Here is a 20,674-nt window from a genome sequence, read left to right on the forward strand (position 1 = left end):
GGGCCGGAATCCCGTTTCAGGCGGTGAACGCCGGGTCGCGGTCACCGGTATCCGGCTGGAGTGTGCGAGTACTTCCCGGCAGACTGACGCCGAGCCCGCCGGAATGCGTTCCCCCCGTGCCCACGCCGAGTTGGCGCAGCAGGCCGCGGTCGTCACGGATGGCGTCGTGCTCGACCACCGTGCTGTCCAATATGCGGAACCAGTGGATGTGCCGCCAGGTGACCCGCTGGCCGGTCGCCCGCACACCCATGATAACGTCTTGTGCTTCGCCCTCGACCACCAGTTTCGCCACGACGTTCTCGGTGTCCGCGACGATGTTCTCGACCGTCCAGGTCCCGGTCGGAAAGGCGCGCAGCACGACCGCCAGGGTCTGGGCCAGCCCGTCGCGCCCCGGGGGGCTGCCCGGCTGGAGCCGGTGGTTGACCATGTCCGGCGCGAAGGCCGACACGGCGGCGTCGACGTCCCCGCGCTCCAGCGACCGGAAATGCTCGATAATCGTTCTCCGGTTGGCCTCGACCTGCCTGTCGACGGCGGATTCCGCTCTTTCTGGAGAAATTTCCGAGTCTTCTTTCTCGACATGCAGGACGATTTCTGAGACTTCCATTCTCGCGCTTTCCCGAAGTTCGCGCAGGGGTGCGGTCAGGACGTCCTGTTCCGGGCTTCGCTCGAATTTCTGGAATGCTTCCGGGCTGTTCCAGTCGCTGGTGATCACAAATTCGCGGGGGCCGGTGCGCAGGAGGCTCTGGCGTAGGTTTCCCGGCGCTTGGCGGACCACCGAGGCGATCTTCTCCCAGGCGTCGACGAAGTCCTGCTCCCGGTCGGGACGGACGAGCATGCGCAGCGTCGCTCTGATCATCGGATTCCTCCGTCCGTGGTCGCGGGGTCGACGGCCCGCAGGATCAGCGAGCTGTTGAAGCCGCCGTAGCCGCGGGCGTTGACCATGGCGACTCGCACCGGGGCCTCGCGCGGCACCCGGACGAGGTCGAGGCGGTACTCCGGTGCCGGGTCGTCGAGATTGCCCACCGCCGGGATCACCCCGTCGCGGATGGACAGCACGGCGTTGACGGCGGCCAGCGCCGAGCCGCCCGCGCTCATCCGCCCGGTCAGCCCCTGGGGGGCGGTGACCGGGACGCGCTCGGCGTGCGCGCCGAACGCGGCATGGATCGCGCGTGCCTCGACCTCGTCGAGGTCACGGGAGCCCGCTCCGTCCGCGAAGATCACATCGACGTCGGCCGGGGTGAGCCGCGCGTCGGCGAGCGCCCGGCGCATGGCCTCGGCGTACCAGCGCGGATCCGGCGTCGGGTCGCGGTGGTGGTACGCGTCGTGGGTCGCCGCGTACCCGGCGATCTCGGCGTACACCCCTGGCGCGCCGCGGGCCGCCGCGGACGCCGGGTCCTCCACGACGAGCGTCGCGCCGCCCTCGGCGGGCACATGGCCGCCCGCGTCACGGTCGAACGGCTTGTAGCCGCCGCGTGGCTCACGGCTGGTGGACAGGCGTCCGCTCGTGGTCTGGCAGGTCAGCGCGTAGGGGGTGAGGCCGGCTTCGGCGCCGCCGGCGAGCACCACCGGCGTTCCGCGGCGGATGGTCCGCCGCGCCTGCGCCAGGCTGTCGAGACCGCCGGCGTCGTCGGAGACCACGACCCCGGACGGCCCCTTGATACCGTGCTGGATGGAGGTCTGGCCGGTGGTTGCCGCGTAGAACCAGGCGATGGACTGGTACACGCTCACGGCCTGGCGGCCCCGGCTCCACAGCCGCTGGATCTCCCGCTGGCCGAAGTCGTTACCACCGGATCCGGCCCCGAACACCACCGAGGTCGCGTACGGGTCGTACGCCGCCGGGTCATAGGCGGCGTCGGTCAGCGCGAACCCGGTCGCGGCCATGCCCAGCCACGTCCACCGGTCGGTCTGCAGGATGATCCGGCCGCCGATGTGGTCGGCGGGGTCGAAGCCGGTCACCTCACCGGCGAGCGTGGTGGCGTACCGGCTGGCGTCGAAGCTGGTGATCGGCCCCACCCGCAGCTCACCGCGCAGCGTGGAACGCCAGTGCTCCTCGGTCCCGATGCCGCTGGGGGTGACCGCCCCGATGCCGGTGATGACAGGACGCAGCCCGGCGCGGGCGGCGCTCACCGGTCACCTCGTCCGCGGTCGAGCACGATGGCCGACTGGAACCCACCGAAGCCGCTGCCGACCGACAGCGCCACGTCGACGTCGTGCTCGCGGGCGATGTTCGGCACGTAGTCCAGGTCGCACTCGGGGTCCCGGCTGGACCAGTTGGCCGTGGGCGGGACGACCCGGTTCTCGATCGCCAGGGCGCAGGCCGCGATCTCGATGGCGCCGATCGCCCCGAGGGAGTGGCCGACCATGGATTTGATCGAGCTCACCGGGACGTCGTAGGCGTGCTGCCCGAGCGACTTCTTGAACGCGGCCGTCTCGTGGCGGTCGTTCTGCTTGGTCCCGGAGCCGTGCGCGTTGACGTAGCCGACCCTGGTCGGGTCGGTACGGCCCTGCCGCAGGGCGTCCGAGATCGCTTCGGCCATGTCGAGCCCGTCGGCCTTCAGACCGGTCATGTGGAAGGCGTTCGAGCGGGCGGCATAGCCGGTGATCTCGCAGTACACGTGCGCGCCCCGGGCCCGGGCGTGCTCGAGCTCCTCCAGGATGAGCACGGCGGAGCCCTCACCCATGACAAACCCGTCCCGGCTGGCGTCGAACGGCCGGGAGGCGTGCTCGGGATCGTCGTTGCGGGCCGACGTCGCGCGGATCGCGTCGAAGCAGGCGATGGAGATCGGGGACAGCGGCGCGTCCGTCGCCCCCGCGATCACGATGTCGGCCTCGCCGTCGGCGATGAGCTGGTGGCCGTACCCGACCGCGTCGATCCCGGAGGTGCAGCCCGTCGAGACCACGTGCGCCGGGCCGTGGGCGGAGAAACGGCAGGCCACCTCGGTGGCCAGACAGCTTGGAACCAGAGCGTGATAAAGGAACGACGAGGCGTAGACAGGATCGACGAGCCAGTCGCGTCCGCTGTCGCTGGCGACGACGTACTCGTCCTCCAGACGGGTGGTCGCGCCGACCGCGCTGCCCATGCTGACGGCCACCACCGGGCCACCGGCGTCGGCACCGTCGGCGCTGTCGGCGCCGTCCCGGCCGAGATCCAGACCGCTGTCGGCCACGGCCTCGGTCGCGGCCGCGAGGGCGAACTGCACGAAGCGGTCGTTGCGGGCGATCTCCTGCGGGGTCAGGCCAGCAGCGTCCGGGTCGAAGTCGCATTCGGCGGCTATCTGCGAGCGGAACTGCGTCGGGTCGAAGAACGACAGACGCCTGGTCGCCGTCCGGCCCTCGGTCAGCAGATCCCAGAACTCCTTGCGGACAGTGCCTCCTGGCGCGACCACGCCGATGCCGGTTATGGCCGTCCTTCTCACTTCCGGCTCCTTCACGGGGTGTTTCTCACGGGTGTTCCATAGCGGGTGTTTCGGGGCTGGATCGGGGTTGGATCAGGGCTGGGGGAGCGGTTCGGTGTCGACGTGGCCGAGGTCCGGCCGCGGTGCCAGCGGGCTGAGATGAAAGACGAGGAAGGCGGTCTCGTCGCCGTCGTTGACGATCCGGTGGCGGGTGCCGATCGGGATGAGCAACCCGTGCTCGGCGGGGAGTGCGGTGTGCTCGCCATCGAGCCGCGCGACGACCTGCCCGGACACGCAGTACAGGAACTCCTCGGAGTACGGGTGCCAGTGTTCGCTGACGAACTCGCCGGGCCGCAGCGTCAGCGTGCCGAGGAAGCCTGACTTGGCGCCCACCGTCGCGGGGGACAGCAGTGTGCGGATGTCGCCGCCGCGGCGGCGGTTGGCCGGGACGTCATGGATGGAGAGCACCTGCGGCGTCACGGCCGGGTTGTTGGTCGTCAGGGTCATCGCTTCTCCTTGGGTGCGTCGCGGACCTCCCGGAGCCGCCTGATCGGCTTCCGGGACGGGATCCGATGGGCCCGGCGCTGCGCGCGTGATTCACAACAGATGCCGGGCCCTGATCGGAGCTGATCAGACCTGCTGAGGAAGGGCCTTCGCGTGTTGGGCGGCCCGCTCGACCTTCTCCCGGATGACGCCCATCTCCCGTCGGGTGTTGTTGTTGATGTTGTTGGTCATCCACTCGTCGTCGACCGGCGCGTCCGGGCGCATGTGGAAGTCCTGCACCCAGCGCATCCTGGTGCCGGCGCCTTCCGGTTCGTAGGTCCATTCGATGTTCATGAACTCGAAGGGGCCTGGTTCGACCCGGCGTGCCCGCACGCGGTGCTTCTCCGGATCCAGCGTCCGTTCCGAGACCCAGCTCCAGACCTTTCCGTTCGCGTCCGGGTGCATCGTCAGACGGAACCTGAAGGTCTGGTCGTGGTGCTCGAGAATCTCCACCGCGGCGTACTCGGTGAAAAGATTCGGCCAGTCCTCGAGATTGTTTGTGATCGTCCAGACCAGATCGATGTCGGCATCGATCCAGATCGAGTTCTCCGTGCGCCCGGCCATGGCTCTCCGTTTGGTTGACGATGTTCCGGTCGAGAAAGCTGTCGGCGCTGGTTCAGCCGGCCTGCTCGGCATACGTGCGCGCGTCGACTCCGGGCAGGTGCGCCACCACGGTCCCGGCGGCCGCGGAGAAGCTGGTGCGCAGCGCGTGCAGCCGCTTCCGGTGCTCCAGGTGCTCGGGATTGCGCTGGAACTCCTGGTACGCCTGCTCATTGGCCCACTCGCCGAATATGTAGTAGGTGCTGGGATCGTCCGTGGAACGGACCAGCCAGGCGCCGAGATTCCCCGGCTGCTTGGCTGCGTCCGGAGCGACCTGCAGCCAGGTTTCCTCGAACTCGCGTTCCCGGCCGGGTGTGATCTGTTGCGTAAGAACGATCCGGAAAGTGCTGGAAGCACTCATCGGGTATCTCCGTTCGGGTGTCTGCGGCCAGGTTCAGGGCCGGCGCGGGGCACGGCCCGTGGCGCCATTGCTGATATGTGTGAACCGGCTCGTCATCCGGGCGCACGTGCCAGCGGACGGCGAAGAACCACAGATGGTCGACTTCGCCCGTTCGACGGCTTCTGGATGCCCCTTCGCTGGACGCCCCGCCACACCGGATCCGGTCGCAGCCCGCCGGATCCGGCGGGAGCTCCGAACAGACAGGGCCCGCATGCGATCATGTCGTCCTCGGCCCTGGAGTGTCGGTCAGACGGTCGCCAGGTGTCCGGTCCCGGTCGGGGACGGACATCGTGTGCGCGGGCGGCTGTCGACACAACCGCGCGTTCCCCCTGGTTGCATGATTCTCGCTGTCCGGTCGTGAATTCCTGTTGGGTATGGAGTGAATTTCTGTCGGATACGAAACGGAGTCGCCGACCCGGCCAGCAGCCTATGCGACGTCCGCTCTGGCGGTGCTGTTGATGGCAATAAGAATTTCGGCAAGAGTGTAGTCCTCGGGCGGCTCCGCCGGCAGTTCGACGCCAAAGGTGTCGAGGACGACGGTCTGCAGGTGCAGGTAGGCCAGTGAGTCCACCCCGACCTCGGCGAACGTGACGCCAAGATGGTCGGGTCGCTCGTCGGCGACGAGCACCGTGCGTTCCACGAGGAAGTCGAGCAGTTGGTCAGCGGTCCACTGATCTGCCATGGTTCTCTCCTTCGTCGTGGTGATCCGGTTTCGGAGGGTGCCGATCCGCGACCCATGAATAAAAGTTCCGGGCGGTCGCGTCGCGTGGGCTGCGCCAGGTGTCCGGGTCGTACGCGGTGATGTGTCTGGCGAGTTTCGTGTTGATGTCGACGAACAACGGGTGCTCGCGTACGGCGGGCAGGGCGGGCGCCACGTCGTCGGTCGCCTCGATCAGGTGAAAGTAAAGTCCGTGAAAACTGAAGAGATCCCGCCGGACGACGCCCAGCAGATGCGGCAGCTCCCCGTCGTCCGATTCTCGGAAGATATCGGCGACGGCGGGTTCGTCGTCAGCACTGATGCGAGCCACAATGAGAGTACGGTGCGTCATCCGACGGCCCTGTTCCGGGCCGCCGGAAGCCAACCGGAGAATATTGACACGCGTGCCCCCTGACAGCTTGAAGAAAGGACGGGCAAACATGCCGCATCGTCGGCGTCGACGATGCGGAAGCTGCCCGCGCAAGTCAGTGATCCGACGCCGTCGTCGGTGGTTCCGGTGTGAGGGCCAGCTCGGTGGCCATCGCCCAGCCTCGTCCGCGCGAGTGCCGCAAGGCGTCACTTCGCGAAAGCTGGGGCCTGGCTGCCGCTCCGGCCCGTCTCCCTACGGAAGCATGAGGTATTGGGCCTGTCGTGTCTCGCAGTTGGCATAGAAAGAACGTGTAGTGGCAACTTGGTGCCACTGGTATGGCATCACCGATGCGAAAGTGCTATAGCCAGTCTTTTTTCGCCGCGAGGATGCCGGCCTGGAAGCGGCTACGGGCGTCCATCCGTCGCATGAGATCGGCGATCATACGCCGGACTGTTCGTACCGACACGCCGAGGTGTCGGGCGGCCGCCTCGTCCTTGGCGCCGAGACTCAGTAGTCGCAGCAGGAGACGTTCGGAGTCGTTTGGAGAAGTATTGTCAATACGTTGTTTTTTGGTGCTCGGGAGGCCGCTGGCCTGACCGATCAGGTTGGCCTGGCCAGTCAGGCCACGAACGGTGGAGGAGTCGCTGCTGTCACCCAGCGCGCCCTGGCCGAAGGCGATGTGGTCGAGGCCTGCGCGCCGGAGTTCGGCTTGGTCGAGCTCACCGGTCCGTTCCAGGGGCCGCGCGGCTTTCCAGAGCTGATCGAACAGCATCGTGACCAGACCCGTCAGCGCCGGCTCCTGGAGCAGCAGCGCACAGCCACGCTCGTCGTCCGGGTCGGACGCCAGCAGGAGCAGGGCGGTCTCACGGTCGGCGATGGCCACGTCCGCCAGCGGGGCGTCGGCCATCCGCAGTTCCAGGCCCTGCGCGTTGACGAGGTCGCATCCGGCCGGGGCGTCGTCCCCCTGAGCCGGGCGTGGCCGGATGGCGCGTATGGCGACCCCGCGGCGGAGGGCCTGCAACGCGGCCTGGGAGCACTCCGCCGTCATGATCGATGGCTGCCAGAGTCGGGTGTGCAGAACCAGCAGTTCCCGTTTGGCCTGGGCTACGAGATCGAGCAGCTGGTCCGTGACCGCTGCCACGCCCTTCAGCCGCACGATGTCGGCAGCCGGCTCCGGTGGCCGGCCCTGCATGTAGTCGGCGACCAGCGTGCTCACCTGCATACGAGCGCGGATGAGTTCCTCCTGTCGGCGGATGAGCTGATCGTGTTGCTGTCGGAACAACTGTTCGAGAGGAACCTCGGGGTGCACGGCGACCAGCCGGTCGGGGTTCTCGCGGGAGGGCACCAGCAGCGAGAGTTCGACGAGCCTGTCGCAGGCCTGCCGGATGGTGGTCGTGGAACACCCAAGGGCGATGCCTACCTCCTCGGCGCTCATGTCCTTCCGGCGTAGCCACAACCGGTAGGCAGCGAGAGCGATGTCATCGATACCGAGAAGGTCGAGCATCGTCATCTCCCCGGTCGACTAGTCCACGCGGGTGTTGGCCCTGGGCAGGCCCCGTTGCGCCTCTTCGCTCGTGACCACGTCGAGGGAGTGACGGACCAGCGCCACCAGGGCCTGTCTGACGGATTCCCGCCGGCGCGCGTCACAGAAGATGATGGGCCGGCGGGGGTCGACGTCGAGCGCGTTGCGGACCTCGTCGAGCCGATATTCCCTGGCGCCTTCGAAGCGGTTGACCGCCACCAGGAACGGAATATCCCGCTCCTCGAAATAGTCGACCGCCGGGAACGAGTCGGCGAGCCGGCGGGTGTCGACCAGGACGATGGCGCCGATAGCGCCGAGAACCAGTTCGTCCCACATGAACCAGAAACGGTCCTGGCCAGGCGTGCCGAACAGGTAGAGAATCACGCTGTCGAGCAGTGTGATCCGGCCGAAGTCCATGGCGACCGTCGTCGTGGTTTTGGCACTGACCTGGGAGGTGTCGTCGATACCGAGGCTCGCCGAGGTCAGTGCGGCTTCGGTCGTGAGCGGGGGAATCTCGCTGATCGTCCCGACGAACGTCGTCTTTCCGGCGCCGAAGCCACCGGCGATTATGATTTTGACCGGGCTGGGCGCCGGGCTGGCTATCTGTCTGCCGACCGTGTGCGGTCTAGAGGGTCTGTAGTCCATCGAGCACCTTTTCCATCAGCGCCACGTCGGGACGCTCGCTCGGTCGGGCTGGGCGGGTGACGCGTACGAGACCGGCGTCGATCATGTCGCCGACGAGAACACGTGCCACGCCGACCGGCAGGTTGAGCTGCGCGGATATTTCCGCGATCGACTGGATGCTCTGGCAGAGCAGCACGATGTTCCGTTGTTCTGGATCAAGAGTTCGGACCATCGCGCGCCCGTGCTCCGTCGTCAACACCAGAGCCACCAGCTCCAGCGCGTGATTGGCCGCCGGTCGCGTCCGGCCGCCGGTGACAGCATAGGGACGGACGACCGGACCTGCGTCGTCGTACCACTCCTCGTCCACCGGTCCTCCTGATCAGGGCTTGACAGTAATCGCTGAAATTCGTCCTGCTGGAACTCGTCCCGTGAAAATCGTTCGGTCAAGAATCCGCCGACATCGGGCGGCGGTGGTCGGCGGCACTGTGCTGGAAACTCGGTCCGACGACGACCGTTCGGGCCGAGTTCCGGCGGAAACTCTCGCGGGACAAACCGGAACCCGGGCCGCCAGGGTTCCGGCTCGCTGTCAGCGGGGGAGCGCGGCCTGCATCTCGGCACGCAGCTCGGGAGTGAGGAACTCGCCGACACGGATGACCAGCAGCGCCATTTCGTAGGCGATCAGACCGATGTCGGCGCCGGGCGTGCTGAGGATGGCCAGACACGACCCGTCACCGACCGCCGTGACGAAGAGAAATCCCTGCTCCATCTCGACGATCGTCTGGCGGACGTTGCCACCGCCGAAGAAACGGCCGGCACCGCGAGCCAGGCTGTTGAAGCCCGAGGCGACCGCGGCCAGCTGGTCGGCTGTCGTCCGGTTCATTCCGTTCGAGGTGGCGAGCAGGAGTCCGTCCGCCGACAACACGACGGCATAGGTAACCTCCGGGACTTTCCGCGTGAGGTTGTTCAACAGCCAGCTCATGTTCTCGACCGGGCCGATGTGGCGCATTACATCACCCTTTTCGCGTCGTCGTCGCCGTTCGGGTTCGGTCCCTCCTGTAGACCTCGGCCGAAGTTGGACTGGAAGGAGGACATCATGGATCGGATCTCGTCCGGTGACCGCGTTCCGGTGAGGAGCGACGGTGCGACGGGAGCGTTGGTGGGTGTTCCCTTCAGTTCAGGCGCGAGGCTGGCCCGCCGCTGCCGTTTGGGCAGCCCCGTCTCATCGGGCTGCCCGGGCGGGGCGGCCGGCGCGGCCGACGCCTGGGGGAACCCGGAGCCAGTACCTGAGAACGGCTCTGTCGCGGGGCCGCTCCTCCTGCGGTTGGGCAGGCCGCGCTGCCGCTGCGCATCCAGTGGGTCAGCCCACGGGTCCGCTGGTTGCGGCCAGCCGGAGGGCCCGCTGGGCGCGTCGTCCCAGCGGGCGGACAGAGGTGGCGGTGGGGCGGGGCTGTCCGACGGTGGCTCGGTCCAGGAGTTGGGCTCGAGCGCCAGGTTGTTGGAGCGCAACCGCTCCCGCGGATGTTCGTTCCCGGTGCTGTCGTCAGCGCCGGTGCCGGTGTCCCCATCGCCGAGTTGGTCGGATTCGGAAACGAACCAGCTTGAACGGATTGTGGGGAAGACCGGCAGATCGTCCATGAACGGCCTGTCCTCACCGCCACCGCCGGAGCCGGAGGTGGCGGACGGCATCGGCGACGCACTCACCGACAGCAGTTCGCTGGTGTCGAGGGAGTCGGAGAGGGGGAGCCGGTCATCCAACGGGTCCGAATCGTCCATGGGGATCGGGTCCCGCAGCGAGAGCGGCCTGCTGATGGCGAGCGAATCGGTGAGCGCGGTCGGGTCACCGAAGTCGATGGAGTCCTCCAGGTGCGCGTCCAGGGGCACGTCCAACGGTGCGTCCAGGGCCGGCGTCCTGGTCCGCTCGGGCCTGGACGTGGTCGGCTCCTCCTGCGGGGCGTCGTCGATCTCGCGCAGCAGGTTGGTCGGGACCAGGACGATGGCCAGGGTGCCGCCGTACGGTGACGGCCGCAGCCGGACCTGGATGCCGTGCCGCTGGGCGAGGCGACTGACAACGAACAGGCCCAGCCGCTCGCTGGTACGGAGGTCGAACGGAGGCGGGTTGCTCAGCCGCCCGTTGATCTCCGCGTATTCCTCGTCGGTCATGCCCAGGCCGCGGTCCTCGACCTCGAGCACGGATCCGTTGGAGACCTGGTGCCCGGACACGTGCACGGGGGTGTGCGGCGGGGAGAAGGAGGTGGCGTTCTCGATCAGTTCCGCGAGCATGTGGATCACGTCGCCGACGGCGTGCCCGCCGATGGCGGAACCGGCGATCGGCAGCACCTTCACCCGGGTGTAGTCCTCGACCTCGGCGACCGCGCCACGCACGACATCCTTGATCGCAACTGGTCGCCGCCAGCCACGAGCGGGCTTCGACCCGGACAGCACGATGAGGTCCTCGGCGTGACGGCGCATCCGGGTCGCCAGGTGGTCGAGCCGGAACAGTTCGGCCAGCTCGTCCGGGTCGGTCTCCTTGCGCTCCAGCGCGTCGATGACCTTCAGCTGGCGATGGATGAGCGCCTGGCTGCGGCGGGCGAGGTTGAGGAAGGTGTCGCCGATGCTCTTGCGCATCGCAGCCTGCTCGACAGCGGTACGCACGGCGACCTGGTGGACGGTGCCGAACGCCTCGCCCACCTGCCCGATCTCGTCCTTCGTCCCGATCCGGACGGGGAAGACCTCGGTTTCGACCTGGACCTGCTCGCCGCGGTGCAGCCGTTCCACAACGCTGGGCAGGCTGTCGTTGGCCACTTCGAGGGCAGCCCCCCGCAGCCGCCGAAGCTGGCGGATCATGGGGCTTGCGACGAGCAGCGAGATACCCACCGACACGGCCAGGACCAGCACGACGAGGAGGCTGCTCAGCCAGGCGTTGCGAGTCGCGTGCGAGGCGATCGCGTTGCTCTCCTTCGTCAGGTCGGCCGCGATCTGGTTTTCCACCAGGCGTATCCGGGAGATCTTGTCCGCCATGGACTCCAGGGCACGCTGGCTGTCGATGGTGATCGGTTGGTTCATCTGGGCCGCGAACACGATGGCGTCGCGCATCTGGGAGATGTTGTCCGCGACTGGGTCGACCGTTTTGTCGTAGAAGTCCTGTTCCTCCGGAGAGGAGGTGGTGCGGAACTGCGCGATCCAGGCATCCTCGGCACCGGCGTTCGCCTGCGCCTGTTTGACGACCGCGACGTTGGTCTGGTGGAAGAGGATCACCGAGATGCTGCCGCGTTGCTGGGCGGCGGCCTCTCTCGCCCGTGACACGCTGGTGAGGGCGCCGACGTAGTTGATCAGTTTGGCGTTGTCGGTGCCGACTCCCACCTGGGCGATGAGATCGAGCAGGTCGTTGATGCTTTTGTTGTAGAACTCCGTGTTCTTCACGCGGTCGGTCTGCCGCTGGTCGATCGCCTGCCGATGGTCGGGAACCTGGTCGAGCTGGCGCCGAATGGTGTCCATGACCTGCTGTAGGTCTTCGGTCACGCTCTTGGGGAGCCTGGTCGCCTCCCGCTGGTAGATCGTGACGGCGGTGTCGGTCGGGCCGCGCCTGGCCTGCATCTCCTCGACGCCCTCACGGAATTGGCTGCCCACGACCGCGGAAGAGGCATAGCGTTCCTGCTGGAGTGCGTCAATAAGATCGTTGACTTTGGTTGAGAAGGCTGCGAGGTCCCGCACCCGGTTGCTTGTGTCGACGCTCTCAAGGTCGGCGCGCACCTGGAGGGCGCTAAAAACGGCCAACGCCACCAGCGGGAGGATGAGAATGGCTACCAACTTGGAGCGGATTGGCCAGTTCTGGAGCATCCGATCCTCTCCTTCGACGCAGTGTCCTGACGCCTTGTCGGGGCGAGCGTTCTGGTTCGGCGTTCCGTGTGCCGGCTTACACCTCGATCCACGGCGAAGACCGTGGCCGCGGCTCTTTCCCCCTGGGCGGGACAACTGTACCCGGGCTATTAAGTCCTCTCTGAACAGGGGTATAGGGGGGCGGGGAACGGGCTCGAATCGGATCAATAGGCGATCATCGGTTGGCCGTCCGGTCATGCTCGGGCAGCCCGCCGGTCGGCTCCGGGATAGGCGCGGATGATATTCGCGACGGATTGCGCGGCCCGATGATCGACGTTCGTTGTTGTGACTGGCGAGCTGTGAAAAGGTTAGTCGTGGACAGGTGGGTGTTTACGGATTGTGGGTCGGTAGACGGCCGAGTTGAAAGACAGCGGACATCGAGTCGCGCCGGGAATGGTCCGGAATCTGTCCCCGAACTGTCCCGGTCGGCCGCGGTCGGCGGGCCGGGGGCGAGAAAGTGCAACAGCCAGGTGTCGTTCGGACCACTACCTGGTGCCAGTCACCGGGAAATCAGCGCCACGGCTACCGGTGAGCGGTGGGGTCGGCGTTGATAGTGTCGGGACAGGCACTACCGGTCAGGTGCCCGCCATGCGTCGATCATTCCGACGGGGTGGGGCGGGCCCCGGCCCGGGCGGTCACGTGGGCGCCGTTGGGCACCGCACGCACCTCGCCGGCCGTCCGGACGAGGGGAAACACGGCGAAGTAATAGGTGGCCCCATCCTGCGGGTCCCGCAGGTGCCAGCCACCTCTGATCTCCAGGCTGCTGTTGGTGATCTTCGCGCGCCGGGCGGCCGGATCGTCCGGCCCGGTGGGGGTGGTGTCGTGCCGCCACAGCACGCGGGCTTCGGTGATGCCCGGCGGCATCTGGAACGTCAGGGTGATCGTGTTGCCCTGGTCCACGGCCCGCAGCGCCCGGATGTGCGGCCCCGGCCGGTGCCGGATGGAACGGCCGACGACCGCCCTGTCCTCGGCGATGCTGACCGGTGTGTACACCGTCGGGCCGGCTGTCGGGTCGGCCGCCGGGTCGGCTGTCCGGTCGGGCGCCGCGGTGTCGACCAGCCGCCCACGCCGGCTGGAGCCGACCAGGCGTTCCCGTCCCCGCAGGGACGCGGTGGACAGCTCGTGATCAACAGGGCCGAACGGTTCCGGCTCCGCCGCCGGTCGCGGGCCGTGCTCGTGGCCCGCCGGGTCACCTCCGGGGGCCTCCGGCGCGGACACCCCTGTCTCGGCGCCCGCTACCGCCACCGGATCCGGCGGTGCCTCGGTGGCATAGATCCGGACCAGCGCGCCGGGTACCGTCGTCCACCGCAGGACCGTCGTCCCGCCGCTGTCGTTCACCTCGAGGTCCAGAACGGGCCGGGGCCGCCTGACCACGGTCACGACCACCTCCACCCCGCTGGTGTGGGCCAGCGCGCCAAAGGGATCCGGATAGGACACCCGCACCCGGTACCGGTAGGTCGCCCCGGTCTGCACGCCGCGGTCGACATGCTGTCCGCCGGTGGCGCGGAAGCGGCGGGCGGCCCCCCGGAACGGCGACGACTCGTCGAAGGTCCGCTCGATCAGCACGTCGTCGTAGCCCGCGTCGAGCCGCCAGGACAGTGCCACACCGTCGCCGTCCATGTGGGCGCGCAGGCTGGTGACCTCCGGGACGATCACCAGCGGTGGGGTACGGACCGGTTTCGACCGTCTGCCGCCAGCTGTCGACATCACCTCGTGCCAGACCGTCACCCCCCGGGGCACGCCCGCGTCGGACAGCTCGGTCGAACCGGTCGTGCCCAGGCTGCGCTCGAAGCGCCCGCCCGGCGCGCTCGGGTCGGCGACCACCCGCAGGACACGGAAGGCGACCGGCCCCGCCGAGCGCGGCGGGGTCCATCGCAGGAGCACCGCGCCGTTGTCCTCCCTGGCGGTGAGGTTGGACGGCGGTGCGAGCGCGCCGGACTCGCTGGTCCCGCCGGGGCCGCTGGCATCAGCGATGTGGCCGTCGTCGACGCCGGCAGTACCGCCACCACCACCGGTGCCGCCGGTGCCCTCGTCGACGACGGTGCTGCCCCCGTCGACAACGGTGCTGCCGCTGTCGGGGATGGTGCCGAAGGAATAGCGGGTACCGATGTCGTCACGGCGGACGATCCGCGAGTGTCCGCCAGCTTGCGTCTGCGTCCCGGCCCGTGCCGAGGTGGCTGGCGCGCTGCCCGGCCGTGCCGTGGCGATGTCCGCCAGCAGCTGGCGCGCCTGCCGCGCGGTCATGCGCGCACGTGGGTCCTTCTCGAGCAGACCGATGAGGACGTCGACCAGCGGGCCGGCCAGCCTGGTCGGCGTCGGCGGTTGGAACAGGATCGCCGCCACCATCGCCGCGAAGGTCTCCCGGTAGAACGGCGGCCTGCCCTCCACCGCGAAGTAGAGGGTCGCGCCGAGGCCGAACAGGTCGGCCTCCGGGGTGGCGGGGTCACCGTTGAGCCGTTCCGGTGACATGTACGAGGGCGTGCCGAGCACCCCGGTGACGGTGAGGGCGGAGTCGCTGTCCCGGGTGGCGATACCGAAGTCCGTCAGCACCACCCGGCCGTCCGTGCCGATCAGCACGTTCGAGGGTTTCACGTCCCGGTGCAGGATGCCGAAGGCATGGGCGGCCTCCAGCGCGTCGCTGATCGCGACCCCGACGCGGGCCACCTCGGCGACCGGTAACGGGCCATGGCCGCGGACCAGTTGGAGCAGCGACTGGGACGGCACGAGCTCCATCACGATCCATGGCAGGCCGTTCTCGACGACGACGTCGAGGATGGTCACCACGTGCTGGTGGCCGCGCAGCCTCGCGGCGTGCCGGGCCTCCCGCAGCGCCCGCTCGACCCGGTCGGCGCGTTCGGACGGGTCGAGACCGTCCTCGAGGTCGATTTCCTTGAGCGCGGCGTCGGTCAGCAGCACCTCGTCGAAGGCGCGCCAGACCGTGCCCATTCCGCCGGCACCAAGCCGTTCGATGAGCCGGTACCGGCCGGCCACAAGGCGGTTCACCTCTGGAGCGGCAGCCACGTCGCCCCCTCCGTGATGTTTTCGTACCGCGTTCTCCCAGTGCAGCATGCCACTTGGGCCGGGGGCCGGTGCCCGTGGCGTCGTCGGGCCGTCAGGTGTTCCGAGGCCGCCGGTCGGAAAGCCGGGCTGGAAAGCCCGGCCGGTGGGCCCGACAGGTGTCCCCGGGTGGCGGCGCGGCGGTGGGGTGGTGCTTTAGTGGTCGGCAAACCGGCGCCGGCGGCCCAACCGCCATGGCCGCCGCTGTGGCCGCCGCTGTTGTTACCACACAATGGTGACTATTTGTCATTGCTACTGCCCGTACTGTGACTGTTCATGCTGTAACTGGAGGTATCGATGGGCCGGGCCGGAATGCTGCCGCGACGTCGGACAGCGGCGGCCGGTGCCGTGGGTCTGGCACTCCTGCTCGGCGGGTGCGGCGGGTCTGCCTCCGATGACGTGGCCGTCACCGTCCCGGAGGCGTCGGTGACCGGTGCCGGTGCCGGTGCTGGTGCGCTGCCGATCGACCTGCCGACCGACCTCGTGCTGCCGAGCCAGACGGCGGCGTCCGCGCAGCCCACCCCTGTCGTGACGACCGGTGTCGGGGCGCTGCGGGGGACGCTCGTTCCCAAGCACTTCCCGTTCCCGAAGGATGCGACTCCCCGGCTCGTCAGCGCCGAGGCGCAGGCGACGACGGTCGCGCTGAGTGGTGTGGCCGCCGACGACGCCATCCGGTACTACCGGCAGTCGATGCCTTCCGCCGGCTACACGTTCCAGCAACAGAACATCGCCGACGGGCAGACGACGCTCACCTATACCGGCTACGGCCAGCGGGTCCAGGTGAACGCCGGCGGCTCCCAGGAGGTCACGCTCGTCTTCACCGGCGGGTAGGGCGCGTGTGCCACGTCCGCAGCGGTATGTAGTCCCGCTGGAAGGAATCAGGGTCGGGGCTGGAGCCGGGCCCGACGGCGGGAGCGGCCGCGGCCACGGCGTCCCGATGGGCAGCCCGGGCCGTCGCAAAGGCAGCGATCATGGGTACGCAGGCGAGGACCGTCCACGGCGCCCACCCGCCAGGCGGCGACCATGCCGGGTGCCGCAGGAAGAACCACAGCGGCCCGTCCGGGCCGACCGCGTACCGGTGGCTGTTGGTCAGCCATGCGGCGAACTGACCGGCCCCGCTCACCGCGATGACGCCAGCGGCGGCCACGGCGGCGCGGGCGGACAGGCGCGCGGGCAACCGGTCGGCCAACACCTCCACGGACAGCAACGGCAGCATCACCAGCGCCGGCAGGATGTACCGGCCCTGCATGCCGAACCCGTTCTGGATGAACACCGCCGCGGCGAGCAGCTCGTACAGGACGACGACCACCAGCAGGCCCCCGGCCAGCAGCGCGCGGTCCCGCCACCGGCCGACCACGAACGCCGCGAGGAACAGCCCACCGGCCAGCAGAGTCCACAGCCCGTACAGGGCCGTCGGCAGCGGGACGGACTGCCAGCCGAAGACCCCGATCGTCTGACGCATCGACTCGGCGGCGGTTTCGGTGGCGATCACCAGCCCGTGGCCCAACCTGCCCCACAGGACGGGGGTACGCAGCGACAGCGCCTGCGTCCAGAGCACCGACCCGGCAAGCCCCAGCATGACGATCGCCGCCGCGGCGGCCGCGGGCCGGCCGCCCCCGCGGAGGCGATGCCACGCTGTGCGTGGGGAGAGACGGCCGACCCCGAGGGCGGCCGCGAGCACGATCCACAGCGGCGCCATGGGACGGCTGAGCGCCGTCACGCCCATGACGACGCCCGCGACCCACCAGACCCGGGCCGGCGGCTGTTCCTCCCGGGACAGCCGCAGCGCCGCCGCGGCACAGGCCAGCGCGCCGGTGAGCTCGGTACCGCTGGCGCCGACCTGGGAGCCAAGAAAGATCACCATTGGGGTGACCGCGACCGCGGTCCCGGCCAGCACCAAGGGGCGCCGGCCAGGCCGCCCCTGGTCCCCCAGTAGGAGCCAGGTGGCGGCGGCCAGCAGTGCCGCCGAGATGAGCGCCGAACCGAACCGGGCGAACACGTAGCCGGAGCGGACCGACCAGGCCGCCCGCGTGAGCACACCCTCGGAGATGTACACCAGCGGCGGATACGCGCCCACGATGCTTTCGGCCCGACCGGGCGGGACCGCGAGGGGCTGACGCAGGCAGGCCGCGGACACCGTTGCCTGCAGAGCGGCGCAGGGCGGGTTGGTTGTGATCCGTAGCTCCGGCGGCAGTTCGAAGCCGCGGTAGGCGTTGCGGACCTGGCGTAGTGAATCCTCGCTGAACACTCCGAAGGAGCGCAGCCTGGCGAGCGGGACGGGCTCGCCCAGTACCTGCCCGTGCCCGGCAGCCACCGCTTTCGCGTAGTGGCTTGGCTCGTCCGGCGCGGTTCCCAGCGGGTTTGTCAGTGTCCACAGGAAGATCCAGCCGGTCAGCGCGGCGAGCAGGAGAGCGGGCGCGCCGAGTTTCCATGGCCAAGACCACAGTGGTCTTTTCATAGGACGCGCACATTACCAGGGGCACGCTCCGTGAACGGCACGCGAATTTCTCCCTCGCCCGACCCCGGGAATGCTCATAGCGTGGAGTATCCGCCTGGTTTCTTTATGTGAATATCGATAGTGCTGTCGATGCTGTCCAGCGCGCGCCTAGTCGATGAGCCGGCGGCGCATGGAGCGGACCGCGAGCAGCCACATGATCCCCGCGAACACCCCCAGCGCCCCCAGATGCCCCAGGTCGGTGAGCGGAGCGAACCCGAATGCCGCGTCACGCACCAGCTCCACGCAGTGGTAGAGCGGGTTGGCCCAGCTGAGAGCCCGCGCCCAGCCCGGCAACTCACTCACCGGGAAGAACGTGCCCGCGACGAGGAACAGCGGGGTCAGCACCCCTGAGATGATGTAGCTGAAGCTGTCGATGGACGGCACCAGCGCGGACGTCCATATCCCGAACAGGCCGAAGCCGAGCCCGGTGAGGAACCCGACGAACGGGATCACGAGCATTCCGGGCGTCGGATCCAGGCCGAACGCGATCGCCACGAGCAACGGCGCGCATCCGTAGACCCCGGCCTTGGCGGCGATCCACAGCGCCTCCCCGAGGACGATCTCGGGTACGTCGACGGGAGCGGCCAGGACGGCTCCGTAGAGCTTCTGGTAGGTCCGCCGGACGAACGTCTGGAACATGCTGGCGAAGGCTGAGGCGAACAGCACCGCGCTCGCCACCACGCCGGTGCCGAGGAACTCCACGTACCGATAGCCGGCCACCACGGACACCAACGAGCCGAACCCCCAGCCGAAGGCCAGCAGGTAGATCGTCGGCTCCACCACGGCGGAGAAGCTGGTGGACGGCCAGTAGCGCCGGAACAGGGTGATGTCGTGCGTGATCACTCCGGCCAGGGCAGCAGGTTCGACCCACCGCAGCCGGCGCGTCTCGCCCGTCCCGCCCGTTGTGTTTGCCCCGGCTGTGTTTGCCCCGGCATCGTCCGTGGTGCTCATTCGACCCTTTCCCCGGTGAGAGCGACGAACACGTCCTCCAGCGTCGCCGCGCGTCGGACCCCGATCCCGAGCCGGTCGTCCAGTTCGGCAGGCATGTTCTCGGCGCGCAGCACGGACACGGACGGCCCGGTCCGGCGGGTGGTGAAGCCCGCCGCCTCCGCCCGCGCCGCGATCTCGGCCAGCTTCGGCGGCGGGCCGTAGTACTCCGCCGCGGTCCTCCCGGCGTGCGCGTCGATGAGACGGGCGGGCGTATCCCGTGCGATCACCCGGCCGCGCGACATGATGGCGACGTCCTGGGCGAGCCGCTCCGCCTCCTCGATGTAGTGGGTCGACATCAGCACGGTCACGCCGTCCGCGCCGAGCCCGGCGATCAGGCTCCACAGCTCCTGGCGGACCTGTGGGTCGAGCCCGACGGTTGGCTCGTCGAGCAGGACGAGCCGGGGGCGGTGCACGAGCGCCCTGGCGATCAGCAGCCGTCGTCGCATGCCACCGGAGAGTTTCTCGGTCACCGTGTCGGCCCGGTCGTTCAGCCGCGCCAGCGCGAGGGCCTGCTCGACCGCGGCCCGGCGCCGGCGGGCGGGTACCCGGTACAGCCGGGCGAACACGGCGAGGTTCTGCCGGGCGGTCAGCTCCGTATCGAGGTTGTCCTCCTGCGGTACCACTCCCATTGCGGCTCTGGCCTGCTTCGACGCGCGCGGCACGTCGTACCCGAGGACGTTGATCCGGCCGGTGTCGGCGATCGACTGAGCGGTCAGCATCCGCATCGTGGTGGACTTGCCCGCGCCGTTGGGCCCGAGCAGGCCTAGGCACACGCCGACGGGGACGTCGAGGTCGAGGCCGTCGACCGCGGCCACCTCCCCGTACCTTTTCACCACATTTCTCATCGAGATCGCGGATTCGCCCGGCTGATCCCCGGGCCCGGTGGTCGTGGCCAGGGTCTCCGTACGAGGCAGGGGCATACCGTGGACCATAGGTCGGACGCGCTCGGTTCTCATCTGATTTTTCGTCGGCGGATGCCGGGCGGCCGGCCGGAATTCCGCTCCGGGGCGCCGCGCGTGTTTTCTGGACGCCGCACCCAGGTGGCGACCGTATGCCGTAGTCGTCGCCGTCGGGCGCCGTGTGGCCACACCCGTGGCACCCGGCGCCGGATGCCCGGCGGAACATGCCGCAGCCGGGCTCGAAAGGACCCCGTGGAGCAGGCTCTCACCGCTGGTTCCTGCGCTACATTGATGGCCGCCGTCATCCGCTCGTCGGTACCGGGAGGTCAATGTGCTCAGGCACACCAACAAGTTCGACGCATCACTCTCCGAGATATCGGAATCGCTGCTCGCGCCATTGTCGGAGCAGCCACGGAACTGGTTGCTCGGGCGGGCTCTCGACGAGCTCGTATCCGACCTGACGGCGCTGGACGCGGCAGCCGAGAACATGGTTTCCGGCGCCCCCCGGCCGGATATCGTGGAACCGATCGACGCCGCGGCTCCCACGATTGTCAACGGTTCGCTGCTCGTCTCCGGCCAGCAGGTCATGCAGACCTGGGAGAAGCCGCTGATGAAGGCCATGGCCGATCAGGTCTCCGGCCCCGGCCGTTCGGTCCTGGAGATCGGTTTCGGCCTGGGTATCTCCGCTGGCTACATCCAGGAGTACCGGCCCGCGCGCCACACGATCGTGGAGGCGAATCCGCAGGTGTTCGAGACGGCCGTGGAGTGGAGCCGTGCGCCCGGCCACGAGAACACGGAGATCGTGTTCGGCAGATGGCAGGACACCATCGACTCCCTCGGACGGTTCGACGGTATCTTCTTCGACACCTACCCGTTGGACGAGAATGAGTTCGCGTCCCATTTCCTGGGCGGCTCGACCTATGCCGAGCACTTCTTCCCGACGGCTGCCGAACATCTTACCGAGGGCGGTTCTTTCACTTATTACTCGAACGAGATCGACTCCATTTCCCGGCGCCATCAGCGGTCCCTCCTGCGCTATTTCCGGACCATCCGCATGCAGGTCGTGGACGGGCTGCGGCCACCGCCGGACTGCAGCTACTGGTGGGCCCCGTCCATGGTGGTCGTCACCGCCTCGGAGTCGCGTTACTGAGCATTCCGGAGCCGCGCTGGGTATCCGGGTCGCCGGCATCCGGAGTCACTGGCC

19 protein-coding genes are annotated in these 20,674 nt (G+C 68.7%); 2 read left to right on the forward strand and 17 right to left on the reverse strand.

Annotated features, from left to right (window positions below):
* Positions 1 to 16: 16 nt before the first annotated feature.
* The 14 genes from FSYMDG_RS22565 to FSYMDG_RS02495 all read right to left on the reverse strand — a co-directional run bounded on the left by FSYMDG_RS22565 (position 17) and on the right by FSYMDG_RS02495 (position 15,048).
* Positions 17 to 856, reverse strand: coding sequence for an ester cyclase (locus tag FSYMDG_RS22565; protein ID WP_013872021.1), 840 nt, complete (start codon positions 854 to 856; stop codon positions 17 to 19).
* Complete coding sequence (locus tag FSYMDG_RS02435) at positions 853 to 2,127, reverse strand: beta-ketoacyl synthase N-terminal-like domain-containing protein (protein ID WP_013872022.1); 1,275 nt, start codon at positions 2,125 to 2,127, stop codon at positions 853 to 855. The genes FSYMDG_RS22565 and FSYMDG_RS02435 overlap by 4 nt, the downstream gene beginning before the upstream one ends.
* Positions 2,124 to 3,416, reverse strand: coding sequence for a beta-ketoacyl-[acyl-carrier-protein] synthase family protein (locus FSYMDG_RS02440; RefSeq protein WP_013872023.1), 1,293 nt, complete (start codon positions 3,414 to 3,416; stop codon positions 2,124 to 2,126). The genes FSYMDG_RS02435 and FSYMDG_RS02440 overlap by 4 nt, the downstream gene beginning before the upstream one ends.
* A 72-nt stretch (positions 3,417 to 3,488) precedes the next feature.
* Positions 3,489 to 3,902 (reverse strand): cupin domain-containing protein, encoded by a 414-nt coding sequence (locus FSYMDG_RS02445; protein WP_013872024.1) that lies wholly within the window; start codon positions 3,900 to 3,902, stop codon positions 3,489 to 3,491.
* A 123-nt stretch (positions 3,903 to 4,025) separates the two neighbouring features.
* Positions 4,026 to 4,502 carry an SRPBCC family protein gene (locus FSYMDG_RS02450; protein ID WP_013872025.1) on the reverse strand — a complete coding sequence of 159 codons (477 nt, stop codon included), beginning with the start codon at positions 4,500 to 4,502 and terminating at the stop codon, positions 4,026 to 4,028.
* 52 nt (positions 4,503 to 4,554) lie between these two features.
* Complete coding sequence (locus tag FSYMDG_RS02455) at positions 4,555 to 4,899, reverse strand: antibiotic biosynthesis monooxygenase family protein (protein WP_013872026.1); 345 nt, start codon at positions 4,897 to 4,899, stop codon at positions 4,555 to 4,557.
* Positions 4,900 to 5,365: 466 nt separating this feature from the next.
* Entirely contained in the window at positions 5,366 to 5,620 is a 255-nt protein-coding gene (locus FSYMDG_RS02460) for a phosphopantetheine-binding protein (RefSeq protein ID WP_013872027.1), read from the reverse strand.
* Positions 5,598 to 5,987, reverse strand: coding sequence for a TcmI family type II polyketide cyclase (locus FSYMDG_RS02465; RefSeq protein WP_050803297.1), 390 nt, complete (start codon positions 5,985 to 5,987; stop codon positions 5,598 to 5,600). Before FSYMDG_RS02465 ends, FSYMDG_RS02460 begins: the two co-directional genes overlap by 23 nt.
* Before the next feature lie 376 nt (positions 5,988 to 6,363).
* Positions 6,364 to 7,509: a LuxR C-terminal-related transcriptional regulator gene (locus FSYMDG_RS27835; RefSeq protein WP_013872029.1), complete on the reverse strand. Its 1,146-nt coding sequence runs from the start codon at positions 7,507 to 7,509 to the stop codon at positions 6,364 to 6,366.
* A gap of 18 nt (positions 7,510 to 7,527) precedes the next feature.
* Positions 7,528 to 8,172 carry a GTP-binding protein gene (locus FSYMDG_RS02475; RefSeq protein WP_013872030.1) on the reverse strand — a complete coding sequence of 215 codons (645 nt, stop codon included), beginning with the start codon at positions 8,170 to 8,172 and terminating at the stop codon, positions 7,528 to 7,530.
* Positions 8,153 to 8,518 (reverse strand): DUF742 domain-containing protein, encoded by a 366-nt coding sequence (locus tag FSYMDG_RS02480; RefSeq protein ID WP_013872031.1) that lies wholly within the window; start codon positions 8,516 to 8,518, stop codon positions 8,153 to 8,155. The genes FSYMDG_RS02475 and FSYMDG_RS02480 overlap by 20 nt, the downstream gene beginning before the upstream one ends.
* A 219-nt stretch (positions 8,519 to 8,737) precedes the next feature.
* A complete protein-coding gene (locus FSYMDG_RS02485) occupies positions 8,738 to 9,157 on the reverse strand; it encodes a roadblock/LC7 domain-containing protein (protein WP_013872032.1) in 420 nt (139 codons plus the stop codon).
* Positions 9,157 to 11,988 carry a sensor histidine kinase gene (locus FSYMDG_RS02490; protein WP_013872033.1) on the reverse strand — a complete coding sequence of 944 codons (2,832 nt, stop codon included), beginning with the start codon at positions 11,986 to 11,988 and terminating at the stop codon, positions 9,157 to 9,159. The genes FSYMDG_RS02485 and FSYMDG_RS02490 overlap by 1 nt, the downstream gene beginning before the upstream one ends.
* Before the next feature lie 636 nt (positions 11,989 to 12,624).
* Entirely contained in the window at positions 12,625 to 15,048 is a 2,424-nt protein-coding gene (locus FSYMDG_RS02495) for a serine/threonine-protein kinase (protein WP_013872034.1), read from the reverse strand.
* Positions 15,049 to 15,432: 384 nt separating this feature from the next.
* On the opposite strand from FSYMDG_RS02495, the gene FSYMDG_RS22570 reads away from it, so the two are divergent.
* Entirely contained in the window at positions 15,433 to 15,915 is a 483-nt protein-coding gene (locus FSYMDG_RS22570; RefSeq protein WP_131773812.1) for a hypothetical protein, read from the forward strand.
* On the opposite strand, the gene FSYMDG_RS02505 is transcribed toward FSYMDG_RS22570, so the two are convergent.
* From FSYMDG_RS02505 to FSYMDG_RS02515, 3 genes are all read right to left on the reverse strand, one after another.
* A complete protein-coding gene (locus FSYMDG_RS02505; RefSeq protein ID WP_013872036.1) occupies positions 15,902 to 17,542 on the reverse strand; it encodes a DUF2142 domain-containing protein in 1,641 nt (546 codons plus the stop codon). The genes FSYMDG_RS22570 and FSYMDG_RS02505 overlap by 14 nt on opposite strands.
* Positions 17,543 to 17,689: 147 nt before the next feature.
* Complete coding sequence (locus FSYMDG_RS02510) at positions 17,690 to 18,532, reverse strand: ABC transporter permease (protein WP_013872037.1); 843 nt, start codon at positions 18,530 to 18,532, stop codon at positions 17,690 to 17,692.
* Positions 18,529 to 19,491 carry an ABC transporter ATP-binding protein gene (locus FSYMDG_RS02515; protein WP_193353086.1) on the reverse strand — a complete coding sequence of 321 codons (963 nt, stop codon included), beginning with the start codon at positions 19,489 to 19,491 and terminating at the stop codon, positions 18,529 to 18,531. Before FSYMDG_RS02515 ends, FSYMDG_RS02510 begins: the two co-directional genes overlap by 4 nt.
* 310 nt (positions 19,492 to 19,801) lie before the next feature.
* Here FSYMDG_RS02515 and FSYMDG_RS02520 point away from each other — a divergent pair, with 310 nt between their 5' ends.
* Positions 19,802 to 20,620, forward strand: a complete 819-nt coding sequence (locus FSYMDG_RS02520) for a class I SAM-dependent methyltransferase (RefSeq protein WP_013872039.1) — start codon at positions 19,802 to 19,804, stop codon at positions 20,618 to 20,620.
* Positions 20,621 to 20,674: the final 54 nt, after the last annotated feature.

The sequence above is a fragment of the Candidatus Protofrankia datiscae genome, from assembly GCF_000177615.2.
Classification (GTDB): domain Bacteria; phylum Actinomycetota; class Actinomycetes; order Frankiales; family Frankiaceae; genus Protofrankia; species Protofrankia coriariae.